Annotated in this window: 9 protein-coding genes; 4 read left to right on the top strand and 5 right to left on the bottom strand. The window is 51.1% G+C overall.

Features of this window, described 5'->3' with window-relative positions:
• The first annotated feature begins 18 nt into the window (after positions 1-18).
• The 3 genes from ACYVB1_RS11820 to fbp all read left to right on the top strand — a co-directional run bounded on the left by ACYVB1_RS11820 (position 19) and on the right by fbp (position 4736).
• Positions 19-1365: a TolC family protein gene (locus tag ACYVB1_RS11820; RefSeq protein WP_460923801.1), complete on the top strand. Its 1347-nt coding sequence runs from the start codon at positions 19-21 to the stop codon at positions 1363-1365.
• Between the two features lie 514 nt (positions 1366-1879).
• On the top strand, positions 1880-3526 hold the full coding sequence (locus ACYVB1_RS11815) for a UxaA family hydrolase (RefSeq protein WP_460923799.1): 1647 nt from the start codon (positions 1880-1882) through the stop codon (positions 3524-3526).
• A 202-nt stretch (positions 3527-3728) separates the two neighbouring features.
• Positions 3729-4736 (top strand): class 1 fructose-bisphosphatase, encoded by a 1008-nt coding sequence (gene fbp / locus ACYVB1_RS11810; RefSeq protein ID WP_460923798.1) that lies wholly within the window; start codon positions 3729-3731, stop codon positions 4734-4736.
• 84 nt (positions 4737-4820) lie between these two features.
• Here fbp and ACYVB1_RS11805 read toward each other — a convergent pair whose 3' ends face one another.
• From ACYVB1_RS11805 to ACYVB1_RS11785, 5 genes are all read right to left on the bottom strand, one after another.
• Positions 4821-8252, bottom strand: a complete 3432-nt coding sequence (locus ACYVB1_RS11805) for a family 16 glycoside hydrolase (RefSeq protein WP_460923797.1) — start codon at positions 8250-8252, stop codon at positions 4821-4823.
• A 63-nt stretch (positions 8253-8315) separates the two neighbouring features.
• Positions 8316-9575 (bottom strand): Gfo/Idh/MocA family oxidoreductase, encoded by a 1260-nt coding sequence (locus tag ACYVB1_RS11800; protein WP_460923796.1) that lies wholly within the window; start codon positions 9573-9575, stop codon positions 8316-8318.
• A gap of 10 nt (positions 9576-9585) precedes the next feature.
• A complete protein-coding gene (locus tag ACYVB1_RS11795) occupies positions 9586-10959 on the bottom strand; it encodes an alpha-L-fucosidase (protein WP_460923795.1) in 1374 nt (457 codons plus the stop codon).
• Between the two features lie 366 nt (positions 10960-11325).
• Complete coding sequence (locus tag ACYVB1_RS11790; RefSeq protein WP_460923794.1) at positions 11326-11667, bottom strand: 3-keto-disaccharide hydrolase; 342 nt, start codon at positions 11665-11667, stop codon at positions 11326-11328.
• Positions 11664-12227, bottom strand: coding sequence for a family 16 glycoside hydrolase (locus ACYVB1_RS11785; protein ID WP_460923793.1), 564 nt, complete (start codon positions 12225-12227; stop codon positions 11664-11666). Before ACYVB1_RS11785 ends, ACYVB1_RS11790 begins: the two co-directional genes overlap by 4 nt.
• 277 nt (positions 12228-12504) lie before the next feature.
• On the opposite strand from ACYVB1_RS11785, the gene ACYVB1_RS11780 reads away from it, so the two are divergent.
• A partial coding sequence (locus tag ACYVB1_RS11780; protein ID WP_460923791.1) for an AraC family ligand binding domain-containing protein occupies positions 12505-13078 on the top strand: 574 nt, incomplete at its 3' end.

The following is a 13078-nucleotide window of genomic DNA, read 5'->3' as shown; positions in this document are numbered from 1 at the left end:
CACATTTAGAGAACATTCATGTCTTCGATAAAAGTTACAGTGCTGCTTTTTTCAATTGCAGCACTCTTATTACCAGGTAAAGCCTTCAGCCAGGAACAACTGTCCTATGAGCAGGCACTGCGTATAGGCTTAGAAAACAGTTTTAATATCAGGATTGTAGCGACAGAGCAGCAGATACTTGAAAACAATGTAACGCTGGGGAATGCGGGCTTCCTTCCAACTGTAGACGGCCGCATTATCAGGAACTACAACCGCAACGACACCCGCGACCAGTTCAGTAACAACGAGCCCCGCGAAATCAATAACCTGAGAACCCAGTCAACCAACATGGGGGTGTTCCTCAACTGGACAATTTTTGACGGCTTTGGCATGTTCATCAATTATGAGCGCCTCAATGCCCTGGAGAGATCAGGCGAATTATTCACAAAAGCGACTGTAGAGGCTGCTTTGGCAAACATCAGCAATGCATACTTCGAGGTGGTGCGGCAGACGCGTAAGATCAAATCAATAGAAGATGCCATTGCCATATCAGAACAGCGTGTGGAATTAACGCAGGCGCAGTATGAAATCGGGGTGAGTGCCAAGGTAGAGATACTGCGTGCCCAGGTGGATTATAACGCAGACCGCTCTGAATACCTGCTGCTGCAGGAGGCGCTTCAAAGCGCTAAAATCACCCTGAACCAGCTGCTGGGCCGAGACCCGAACATAGAGTTTGTTCCAACAGACTCTATTGTGGTAGACCCAACCATACAGTATAACCAGATAAGCACCGGGATGGCTGCAAACATTAACCTGCAGCGCCTTCAGATAGACAGAGAGATTGCCCTCCTTGACCTAAAGGCTGCACGAAGCCTCCGCCTGCCATTTGTTAACCTGAATGGCAGCTACAGCAAAAACCAGTCTGAGCAGAACCCTGCTATTGTGGCGCAGCAAATAGGAACAAACGTAAGGGAGTCTGTTGGTTTTAACTATGGCATGAGCCTGAACCTGCCTATCTTTAACGGCTTTGAAGTAAGGCGGCTGTCACAAAATGCCAGAATTGCAATGGAGTCCAGCAACCTTGCTTTCCAGCAGGAGCAGAACAGGCTGCAGTCGGAGGTGGCACGTGCTTACAACATCTACAGCAACCGTTTGCAGTTGCTTCAGTTAGAAGAATCAAACCTGCGCCTGGCGGAAGAAAACGCAGCCATTGCCTTAGAGCGTTACCGCCTGGGCCTGCTTACAGCTATTGAACTGCGTGAAGCCCAGCGCAACGAATTAGTTGCTGCAAACCGGCTCACCGATATTCAGTATGAAGCGAAGGCTGCAGAAACGCAGCTTAAGTTTATTACAAGTACTTTGTTACAAGGCACTACCGTTCCATAAACAACTGGATACAGCCTATAAACAGGAAAAGGATGGCAGCTGCCATCCTTTTCCTGTTTTATATAAAATCGTTTCGAACCTGCCCCTTACCTCATGCTACACGACAGCAGCAGACGGTATGAAAAAAGTCCTGGTCGTTCACTACCAGGACTTTCTTAACAAACCAAATTCAACTAACCTAACAAACTAAAGGGTTGAGTTGGTATACGGAGCCTTATATAGCAAAGTTATATATAGATGTATTATTTTTTTAACACAGCATCTACGCACTCCAGCATTATGCAGCCAAACGAAATCACGGTAGCAAAAGACTTACTTGTGCCGTATGTTTTGCAATGACAGCGCACGTTAACCTCATGATGATGAGCCGAAAGCACTTTCAGGTAACACTTAAGCCTGATCATAATTAAGGACTTACTTACTTCCACAAAAAGTCATAAATATTTACTTATTTTAGAAATAAATTTTGTTAATTGCTATAGCGCAATCGATTGCGCAAATGAAAACAGATGTTATGTCTCAGAAGATTCTAAAAATACATCCCAATGATAATGTGCTGGTCGCACTCACAGATTTGCCTGCAGGCGATACGGTAACATACCAGGATCTCACAATTACACTGGTGGAGAACATACCTGCCAAGCACAAGTTTACACAACAGGAAATGCTGCCGGAGCAAGAAATTATCATGTATGGCACGCTGGTAGGCAAAGCAGTAACGGTGATCCCTGCAGGAGGCAGAATATCCACCGAAAACGTAAAACACAAAGCTTCTGCTTTCACAGGAAAAACCAAAACTACCGGCTGGCAGGCACCAGATGTGTCTAAGTGGAAAGACAAAACCTTCCAGGGATACCACCGCCCTGACGGGCAGGTAGGTACGGCGAATTATTGGCTGGTAATACCGCTGGTTTTCTGTGAGAACCGAAACGTAAACATCATCAAGCAGGCCTTTCTGGAAGAACTTGGCTTTGGCCGCCAGGATGTTTACAAATCCTATGTGCAACAGATGGTGGAGATGTACCGTGCTGGCAACACAGCCGCAATTTCCGAGCTCTCGCTTCAGAGCCATTCCTCCAACGGGCACAAACGCATTTTTGAAAATATCGACGGTATCAAATTCCTGACGCACGAAGGTGGCTGTGGCGGTATACGGCAGGATTCTGAAGCACTCTGTGCCCTATTGGCCGGCTACATCCATAACCCCAATGTGGCAGGAGCCACAGTATTGAGCCTGGGCTGTCAGAACGCGCAGGCAAGCATACTGGAGGAGAAGCTAAAAGCACTCGATCCAAATTTCTCGAAGCCACTGATTGTGCTGGAACAACAACAGGAAGGGACAGAGCATGAGTTGCTGGCCAAGGCAATAAAGCAGACCTTTATGGGGCTTATTGAAGCAGACAAGCAGGAACGGCAACCTGCCCCACTCAGCAAGCTGGTTATCGGTCTGGAGTGTGGTGGTTCTGATGGGTTTTCCGGCATCTCTGCAAACCCTGCTGTAGGACATGCCTCTGATTTAGTGGTGGCGCTGGGAGGCAAATCCATGCTGTCTGAGTTTCCGGAACTATGTGGTGTAGAGCAGGAACTGATTAACCGGTGTGTGGACGAGAAAACAGCAGATCGCTTTGTACAGCTAATGCGTGCGTATGCTTACGCTGCTGAGGCAGTAGGCTCTGGCTTTGATATGAACCCCAGCCCGGGCAACATCAAAGATGGTTTGATTACAGATGCCATCAAATCTGCCGGTGCAGCCAAAAAAGGCGGTACTTCTCCGGTGGCAGATGTGCTGGACTACGGCGAGTATGCCACCAAACCAGGACTCACACTCCTCTGCACCCCCGGCAACGATGTGGAAAGTACGACAGCCATGGCTGGCTCCGGTGCTAACATCATTCTGTTCACCACCGGGTTGGGCACGCCAACAGGCAATCCTGTTACGCCGGTTATAAAAGTGTCTTCGAACACAAAGTTAGCGGAACGCATGCCTGATATTATTGACATCGATACAGGTCCCGTGATTGCAGGTGAAAAGACCATTGAAGAGATGGGCGCCGAGATGCTGGATCTGATTATAGAAGTGGCCAGCGGCAATGTGCAAACGAAGGCCATGCAGCTTGGGCAGGATGATTTTATCCCCTGGAAAAGGGGCATCTCGCTTTAGCAAATTTCAGGAATCTTTATGAGCCGGTTCAGAGTATAGGTGTCAACCTGTTGCTTTGCCAGGCCTGTCAGAACAGTCGGGCTAGTCCCCGTAAACCTGCTGCTTATAAGGCTGTGTTTGCAGCAAGGAACGAACCCTGTGATACATGAAGCAATGTGCTTTCGTAATATCTAATAAATGGTATAGCTTAAAAAAACAACTTATGGATGATCAACTGGCACTACCTGTAGGAACAACCCTCGACAGGTTTATCATGCGAAAACAAGAGGAGTTCCCCTTTGCATCCGGCGAATTGTCGCAGTTGCTTCGGGACATCGCCCTTGCAGCCAAAATAGTGAACCGCGAGATAAACCGCGCTGGTTTGCTTGGAGTAACCGGCACTTTCGGGCAACAGAACGTGCAGGGCGAAGAACAACAGAAGCTGGATGTGATCGCCAATATTCGCTTTATCAGAGCCCTGCGCAATGGCGGAGAGGTATGTACCATCATCTCGGAAGAAGAAGAAGGAATCATACAGACCGGTAATACCAAGGGCAAGTACATTGTAGCGATGGATCCCCTGGATGGTTCGTCCAACATAGACGTGAATGTGGCCATTGGGACCATCTTCTCTATCTACAGACGGTTGTCAGACACTGGTGAGGATGGTACACTGGAAGATTGCCTTCAGAACGGTACCAAGCAGGTAGCTGCGGGCTACATCATCTATGGTTCTTCCACCATGCTGGTGTACACCACAGGCTGTGGCGTAAATGGCTTCACCTATGAGCCTTCGCTGGGCGAGTTCTTCCTGTCCCACCCGAACATCAAAACACCGCGGGATGGTAAAATCTATTCCTGCAACGAAGGAAACATCAGAAGCTTCCCCGACGGTATCAAAGCTTACCTCAGCTACTGCAAAGACCGTAACTACTCTGCCCGCTACATCGGCTCGCTGGTAGCGGACTTCCACCGGAACCTGTTGAAAGGCGGTGTATATCTTTACCCACCAACTGCCAAGTCGCCGAACGGTAAACTGCGGCTCGTGTATGAGTGCAATGCCCTGGCAATGATTATTGAACAGGCGGGTGGCAAGGCAACTGACGGTTCAGAGCGCATCCTGGATAAAACGCCAACGGAACTGCACCAGCGTTGCCCATTGGTCATCGGCTCGCCGGACATGGTGGATAAAGTGGAAGAGTTTTTAGCAGCTGAGTTTGCGACTGTTTAACTCAAGCATATCATAAAGAGAGAAAGCCGGAGCAGATGATACTGCTCCGGCTTTCTCTCTTTATGATAACATACAGCGCTACAGCTAAATGTTTCTTCCCTTCTTACCTAAATCCTTCACCCGGATATTTCTGAAGAAGACAGTGGAACCGTGGCCCAGGAAGCCGATGTGTCCTTTGCCTCGCTTTAGGCCGGGATGCTGCTCCCCGTCCATTGTGCCGTTTTTACTCGCATCCGCGATGTCACCGTCCAAAATGGTCGTTCCGTTCAAAACCACCTTCACTTTGTTCCCCTTCACCGTTACTTCCTCGTAGTTCCACTCCCCTACCGGCTTTAAGTAACCGCGCTTGGCGGGGATAACACCATATACGGAGCCGTGGTACTGATACTCTTTCAGGTTCCGGTAGATATCGGCGTCGTTATCCAGTATCTGCAGTTCCATGCCTACATAGGCGGCATCGCCTTCCAGCGGTGTGCGTATTCCCAGACCGTTATTGGCCCCGGGTGTCAGCTTAAACTCAAAGCGGAACACGAAGTCGCCGTACTCCTCCTTCGTGTACAGGTTGCCCCCGCTGCCGAACTTTGGCTCCCGCACCACCATTTCCCCTTCCTCAATCACATAATCTGCCGTATTGCCCTGCCAACTGTGCATGTTGGTGCCGTCAAACAGGACTTTGAAACCTTCCTTCTCTTCGGCAGCACTCAATTTGAAAGGCTCCTTGCGTGGAATTTCACGTATGTACAGGTCACGATAGGCTACACGTGAACCATGGGCCTGCAATTCTATCTGCTCCTCCGGAAAAATGGGTAGACCTCTATCCCAGTAGTTCTCCAGCATTACATTGTCCGTCACCAGTTCGCCGTTCAGGTACACCGTCACGCGGTCGCCCTGCATCAGTATCCGGAAGTTATTCCACTCACCCAGGGCATTGTCTGCCACCTTCAGGGGCTTGCTGGGGTTCACCTGGTTGTTATACAAACCACCAGAGCCTACCTGTGCCCCTACATTCACACGGGAGGTATCCCACATCTGTACCTGGGGTGTGCCACGCAGGTATATACCGGCGTCCCCTTCTTTGTTGCCGTCGTCATATATCTTCCAGTCCACGAACATCTCCATGTCGCCGTATTTCTTTTCTGTGGTGAGGTTGTTATAGCCCTTCCCCACAAAAACTATCTCTCCGTTCTCCACTTTCCAGTCTCGCCTCATTTCCTCATCTGCAGCTGCCTGCTTCTGGGCTAGCGTCTTGGCATCCATTTTCGCGCGTTTAATAGGATCTTCTACCAGACCTTTCCAGCCTGTCAGGTCTTTGCCGTTGAACATAGCCACAAAGCCTTCGCCTTCCGGCATCTCCGCCAGGAACTTGCGCATGGATTCCTTCTGGTACTCACTATCTGGCCCCTTCAGCACTTGAATTGTTTTATTCAGATGCTCCCGCACCACATTGCCATAAAAGTTCTTGTTCGACAGCGTGATGTTCATTACCGCGTTGGCAGCCTCCTGTTGCAGCGCAGGATCATCCAAATATCTCGCAGCGAAGACCAGGGCTGGGAAGGTTCTGTTTCGCTCCACCTGCTGCAGTATCAGCTTCTTTTGCTCCAGTGTGTTGGCAAGCTCCATTCCGTTGCGCAACAGCAGCAGCTTCTGGTCAGCAGGATATTTCGATAGGCTTACCGTGCGAATATATCCCTTCAGGGCCTGGTCGAGGTAAGCGGCGTGGGCAGGCTCCCGGCTGATGCGGTACAGCTCATTAGCGGCGCTGACGTCAGCCCATCCTGACAGGGCAGTAACAGCGGCCTGTTTGGTGGCTGCATCGCCTGCATAAAAGGCTTCTGAAACAGTGCGAAGGGCTCTATCTCCTCCGATGCCCGCCAGAATATTAAAAAAGGTTGGCTTCTTTTCCACAGAGACCTGCTCCATTTGCTGCAGCACCACCTCTGCCTGCTGTTCCTGAGAGTCATACTCCCGCACAGACGCTAAAACAGCCTGCTGCACCGCCTTTAGCTCTTCTGGTTCCGATGCCTTGTTCAGCAGGGCATATAGCCGGGGAAGGTCTTCTTTTCTGGCCATTTTCCCCAGTGCAGACAGGGCAGCTAAGCGTACGGCAGGGTTCCTGTTTTCAGCAAAGAAGAAAACATCACCTATTCTGTTGTGTGCTGCGCGTGCTCCAAGTACTTCCAGGATGGCAGCCTGCCCTTCTGCGGGCATTTTGGGCAGCGCATCCGCTACCTTATCTGTCATGCCATCCCCTTTCATGATAAGCAAGGCATTGCGCCCAGCCGCCGCGTCCTGAGCAGTACCTTTTCTCATGACCCTGAGCAACTTGGGAAGAGCCTCTTCCTGCCCGATTTTACCGGCAGCACTCACAGCCGCCATTCTTATTTCTTCGTTTCTGTTTTTGAGCGCCTTGTTCACGGCTGGCAAGGCTGCCTGTGCTCTGCTGTCACCCAGCATAGTGATAATGTCAGCCCGCACCGCTGCATTTTCCCTCTTCTGTTTCTTTACCCACATAGCTGTTGTAGTGGGGGTAATGTAGGGAGAAGAGAAACGCAGTGCTGCGGCACGGTAAGCTGGATCAGGATCGACGGCCGCAGTCAGAAGCAACGGCATACTTTGTTCGCCCTGTATTTCGGTGAGTAGCTTTAAGGCGGCGGTGCGGGTGTGCACCTGCTTTTGCTGGCCTGCGCTTTGTAGCAGCGCCAATGCTACTTTTTCTGCCTGCTGTTGCTGTCCGTTCTCTGACAGGCGCCTGGCGTACAGCAGGTAAGCGGCAGCGGCGTTGTCATCATCATAAGTGAACCTGTCGGCCTCTGCTGCCTTTGCCAGCACAGCCTCTGAAGAAGGATCCGCTATGTTGGCCAGTGCGTAAAGCGCCAGTTTTCTGATTTTCGCGTCGGGGCTGCCTGCCAGCGGCGTCAGGGTGGCCACTGCCGCTGTAGAGCGGGTGTCTCCCAGTGCTTCCACCAGTGCCGCCTGGCAACCACCCTGTGTGCTTTGCAGTGCCTGCAGTAAGGCGGTATTGCCGCTGGCTGTGTTGATGCTGGTTAAGGCATCGGCAGCCGGATCACATAGCCGTCCGTCTCCCAGGTAGGGTTGCAGGCAGGGCACCGCGTCGTCTTTGCCTACAATCTGAAGCTGCCGGACCAGGAATGATTTGTTCTCGCTGTCATTCACCCTTGCTAAGGACTCGCAGTAGGCCGCCACGCTCATCTTCCGCCAGTCTTCCCTTGCCGACTGCATAACATAGTAGGAAAATCCACCCAAGGCGTACTCTATCTTGGAGTTGTCGCCTTTACCGGGTGCGGAGAGCATGCCGGCCATTTCTGTCAGGCCTTCTTTGCCCATGGCCGCCATCTCGCCCATACTGGCGTCTAACTGCTCCTTATCACGGGCGGGCACCTCTGCCAGCAGGTCAGCAATCTTGGTGGTGAGCGTACGCTGGTCGTCCTTTCGCTGCCCCAGAACCACGGTGCTGAGGGTAGAAAGGGCAAGAAGCAGTAGAGATGTTCTTTTCATAAGATTGGCTTAAAAGAGTCCTGTTTTACGTTATCCTACTTTTTAATATGATGCAGCGCCTGATTAAACCAGGGTCCAGTCTGTGCGCATGGGCTGGTTGACTAAACGGTTCGCCGCCTCATCCTGAATAAACTCCTGTTTTACCGGGTCAAACTTTAGAGAGCGGCCTAAACGCAGCGCCGCCAATCCCATGTTCACGAGCGTGCAGGAGCGGTGGCCGTTTTCCTCGTTCAGGGCAAACTTCTTGCGTTTCCTCACCGCCTCCACAAAGTCTGTTACCTGCGGCTCGGGGTCCGGGAAGGCAGCCAGTTTCCGCTGCAGGTCCGGAATGTCGGAGCGGAAGCCAGGGTAAAGCTTTCCGTTGGGGCCTTCAATGTAGGGGATGTTCTCCTCTTTGCCCTCACCGTCCAGAATAATCTGGCAGCCGTCGTCGTAGGTATAGGTGATGCGGCGCCAGGTGCCCACGGCGTCGGAGTGCTGTTGCGGGGCGTCAATCTCTACCGATACGGGGCTGGTGTTGTCTTTCCCGAGGAAGTACTGGATGGGGTCCAGGTAATGCTGCCCCATATCGCCGAGGCCGCCGCCGTCGTAGTCCCAGTAGCCCCGGAAGGTGCCGTGCACCCGGTGCGGGTTGTAGGGTCGGTAAGGGGCAGGACCCAGCCACATGTTATAGTCCAGTTCCTGCGGCACCGGCACCGGCTCCATGCTGGTTTTGCCTACCCAGTAGAACTTCCAGTCGTAGCCCGTGCCCCGGCCCACCGTCACTTTCAGGGGCCAGCCGAGCATACCACTCTCTACCAGCTTCTTGATGGGTTTTACCGGCGTACCCATACCGTAGAAAATATCATCGAACCGGAACCAGGTGTTGAGGCGGAAGATGCGGCCGTGCTGCTGCACTGCCTCCACCAGGCGCTTACCTTCCCCGATGGTGCGGGTCATAGGCTTCTCGCACCAGATATCCTTGCCTGCTCTTGCCGCGTCGGTTGCCATCAAACCATGCCAGTGCGGGGGTGTGGCAATGTGCACAATGTCTACCTCCGGCAGCTGTATCAGTTCTCTGTAGTCGGTAAAGGCTTTTACTCCTTTCCCGACCATTTCCACTGCTTTCTTCAGATGGTTCTGGTCCACGTCGCACACGGCCACCACCCTGGTATCGCCGTAGGGAAAGTGGTTGCGCCCCATGGAGCCAACGCCGATGACACCTTTGGTCAGCTGATCGCTGGGCGCCACGTAACCCTTGCCCCCCAGCACAAAGCGAGGCACAATGGTGAAAGCGGCAATGGTAGCCGCAGACTTCTTCAGGAAATCCCGTCTTGAGTTCATGCGATTTGATTTAGAGGGTGGACTGTGATTCTCTTGGGGAAGCTTTAAAAAAGCCTACTTCGGCCAGCTGCACAGGCTGCTTTGCCTCCAGCACGGTTACCCGCACTTTAGAAGTCTTGATTAGCGGAAAGCGCAGCAGCCTTTTGTACCCGATGGTGGTAAACTGATCAACTTTCTGCCAGTTCTTACCATCCCAATATTCAAGTAAAGCCGTTACATTCCGCTGGCCCTCTGCAATGTTCTCCTGAAACATCGCTCTGTCAAAGGCTATTTCCTTTTTGAAATCCAGCACCAGGGGCTGCTTCTCCTGCAGAGTTACATAAGTGCTGAGTTCCTGGTCTGCCAGCTGCTTTTTAACTTTTCCGGCGGCCAGGTTGGTGCGGAAGGTTTCGTTCAGGATACTTCTGAAATCATGCAGGCTGCGCACATCCTGATCAGCGAAAAGGCCCTTTGGGTTGGGTGGGATGTTCAGCAACAGCAAACTGTTTCTTCCTACTGATTTATAATACAGGTCCACCAGTTGCTTCCCCGACTTCACTTTACTGTCTTCCTCCGGGTGATAGAACCAGCCTGGCCGGATGGAGACATCTGTCTCTGCCGGAATCCACAGTTTGCCGTCTGCATCTCCGGTGTTCAGGTATTTCGGGTCTGCTACTCCGGGGGCCATTCCTACCGTGTCTATTGTAGACCAGCAGGTTTCACCTGCGTTACCGGATTCATTTCCGACCCAGCGCACATCCGGCCCCACATCTGAGAACATCACTGCGCCGGGCTGCAGCTCCCGCACTAATTGCCAGTAGCCGTCAAAGTCATATTCCATGTCTTTGGCGTTCTTTCCTTTGGCACCGTCAAACCACACCTCCGACACTTCTCCGTAGTTGGTTAATAATTCGCGTAGCTGGTTTTTGTAGAAGGCATTGTAGGAGGCTGTGCCATACTGTTCCTCATGCTGGTCCCAGGGGGAGAGGTAAAAGCCGAACTTTAGCCCGTACTCCCGGCAGGCATCCGCGATGTCTTTTACCACATCGCCTTTCCCGTTTTTCCAGGGGCTGCTGGCAACGGTGTGATCCGTGTATTTGGAGGGCCAGAGGCAGAAGCCGTCGTGATGCTTGGCCGTGATGATAGCCATTTTAAAACCAGTGTCCTTTAAAGTTTTCACCAGCTTCCGCGCATCAAATTCTGTGGGATTGAATATCTGTGGGCTTTCTGTTCCGTCGCCCCACTCCTTTCCGGTAAACGTGTTCACGGTGAAATGCAGGAAGGCGGTGGTTTCAAGCTTTTGCCACTCTATCTGGCGAGGGTCGGGCTTTGGGAGTTCTTGTGCCACTATGGAAGTGGAGGCTACTGTGGCAGCTAACAGGGTAAGCAAAGCATGCTTCTTCATAGGCTTTTATAAGGTATGGTATAACCAGCCACTCCTGGCCGGTTCTGTTCACTTTTTATTCCCTTGTCCCGCCTGATAGTAAGCTGACGTTTTCAAGAGTACTCGCCAATCGCTTCAATGCTCTTTCGCTTTGGTACAAAATAAAGTTTATGTCCTCCGCTATAGGTTTTGCTACAACATAATAGTCACTTTCTGAATCATTTGCAAGCTTAGCAGGTATGTTCAGGTTGTTTTTGATTTTGAACGAACAACTGTTCCTGCTGCTGCCTGGCCTTTCCTGGTGGACGCAGAAAGCGAAACAGCCCCACCTACATAGGCAGGGCTGTTTCGCTTCGCTTTCATGATGATGCAAATTTATTAATGAGTTTACTCATTACTGAAATAAACGGCATGTTTTGCAGGCAATTCCTCCAAGCGCCTGATTTTAATATCTTTATAGTATACTTCTGCGGCTTCGCTCTGGAGCTGTATCTTTCCTTTTGTGAGCGGCTTGGGTGTGCCGTTGTCCATGTACCGGGAGTTTTGTAGTACCATCACCACATGCCCGTTCACGATATGCAGGCTTTTGTCCTGGAAGCAGATCAGTTCGATGTCCGTCCACTCCCCTTCCGGGCTCTCATGGTCTTCGCTGCGCAGGCAGAAACCACTGACATTGGTACCAGCGCCGAGCGGCAGGAAGGGCTGTTTAGTGCTGGCCACCGTATTCATGTCTCCTTCCGGTATATAGCGCGTACATCTATAGCAGAAGAGGCAATGGTCCAGTAGTCGCCCATATGCCCTTCCATAATCTGGAACTCCTGGGAGAGCATCCAGGCGCGCCAGTAGTCTGTGCCGCTTTCGCCAATGGAATGGTACAAAACACCGGAGTCTTTCAGTTTATCCATGCGTGGCACCCATTTTTTCTTGCCCCACTTTACCTTCAGCTTCAGGTGGTAGTTCTCGTACTCCTGCTTCGTGAAGACACTCCCGTAAATTTCACCGCTTACCTTCAGAACCGGTTCTCCCTTTTCTTCCACTATGGAGAAGACGTTGTTTACGTTCTTGTTGTATCCGATAGGCGCAACCGTACTTCCGTCCTCGTTTATGGGTACCTCCCCCTTGTAACCATCTTTGTGGCGATAGCTCAGGTACATATCCCACCCAGACAGGTTTTTGTCGAGCAGTGGCGTCCACTCCACTTTCGGGTAGAACGAACTGATGCCGAACATGCAGGCTACTACAAAGGCACAGGCTATCAGCCCTTTGATAATTTTAGATAAATTTTTCATAGTTAATCTGAGATGATGTTAATAATTGAAAGAAGCTTATTAATTGCACTTTCTCCCTTTGCCAGTTAGACGACGGTACACCAATTCTAAAGTGGGTTCGGAGACTCACACCCACTGAGCATCGCGGGATGGATTCCCACGCCCGGTGACTATCTTGAGAACTGCTTCATCTTGAGGCAGGAAAGTGTTCTCAAAACTAGAAAAGAGAGCATGCTGCAGCCTTGTACAAATTCATCTTTTTGCGGTATAACGACTCAATTCTTTGTACTTTCATTCTATGAGACGCTATATCCAGTATGAGCCCTTCAACATTTACCTGTTCGACACCAGCAAATGGGAGCACCTGGTTCACAAGCATAGTTACTTTGAGGTTATCTTAATCCGGAGCGGGAGCGGCCTCCATGTCATAAACGACAACACGGTACTGTACACAGCTGGCGATGTGTTTTTACTCGGACCAGAAGACTACCATTATTTTGAGATTCAGGAGCACACCACCTTCTGCTATATCCGGTTTACAGAGGTTTACATCAAAGACCAGGCTATCCTGAAAGTACCTGACTGGATGCGAATGATTGAGTTTATCCTGAACTCCCCTTATCAGTGTGAAGGGACTATTGTGACAGACGCTGAAGAAAAGCAGCACCTCGACCGATTGCTTTCGGTGCTGCTCTATGAATATGATAATCGGGAAGAGAGCTCCTATGAGCTGATCATGCACAGCATCATGCAGGCCATGCTGGGCATACTAGAAGCTATCTCAAAAATACCTAAGCATTATCTTCATGCACGCGAGCAGCAGGAATGCCAGGTAATTATCAGCCTTCTTTTCCTGTCTGACCAAGGTTCTT

The organism is Pontibacter brevis, assembly GCF_054779655.1.
This window is presented reverse-complemented; position numbering and strand designations above follow the sequence as displayed.

Bases quoted from the DNA above. Each gene is read 5' to 3' on its own strand.
- ACYVB1_RS11820 (WP_460923801.1), top strand. From the start codon at position 19: ATGTCTTCGATAAAAGTTACAGTGCTGCTTTTTTCAATTGCAGCACTC.
- ACYVB1_RS11815 (WP_460923799.1), top strand. From the start codon at position 1,880: ATGTCTCAGAAGATTCTAAAAATACATCCCAATGATAATGTGCTGGTC.
- fbp (WP_460923798.1), top strand. From the start codon at position 3,729: ATGGATGATCAACTGGCACTACCTGTAGGAACAACCCTCGACAGGTTT.
- ACYVB1_RS11805 (WP_460923797.1), bottom strand. From the start codon at position 8,252: ATGAAAAGAACATCTCTACTGCTTCTTGCCCTTTCTACCCTCAGCACC.
- ACYVB1_RS11800 (WP_460923796.1), bottom strand. From the start codon at position 9,575: ATGAACTCAAGACGGGATTTCCTGAAGAAGTCTGCGGCTACCATTGCC.
- ACYVB1_RS11795 (WP_460923795.1), bottom strand. From the start codon at position 10,959: ATGAAGAAGCATGCTTTGCTTACCCTGTTAGCTGCCACAGTAGCCTCC.
- ACYVB1_RS11790 (WP_460923794.1), bottom strand. From the start codon at position 11,667: ATGAATACGGTGGCCAGCACTAAACAGCCCTTCCTGCCGCTCGGCGCT.
- ACYVB1_RS11785 (WP_460923793.1), bottom strand. From the start codon at position 12,227: ATGAAAAATTTATCTAAAATTATCAAAGGGCTGATAGCCTGTGCCTTT.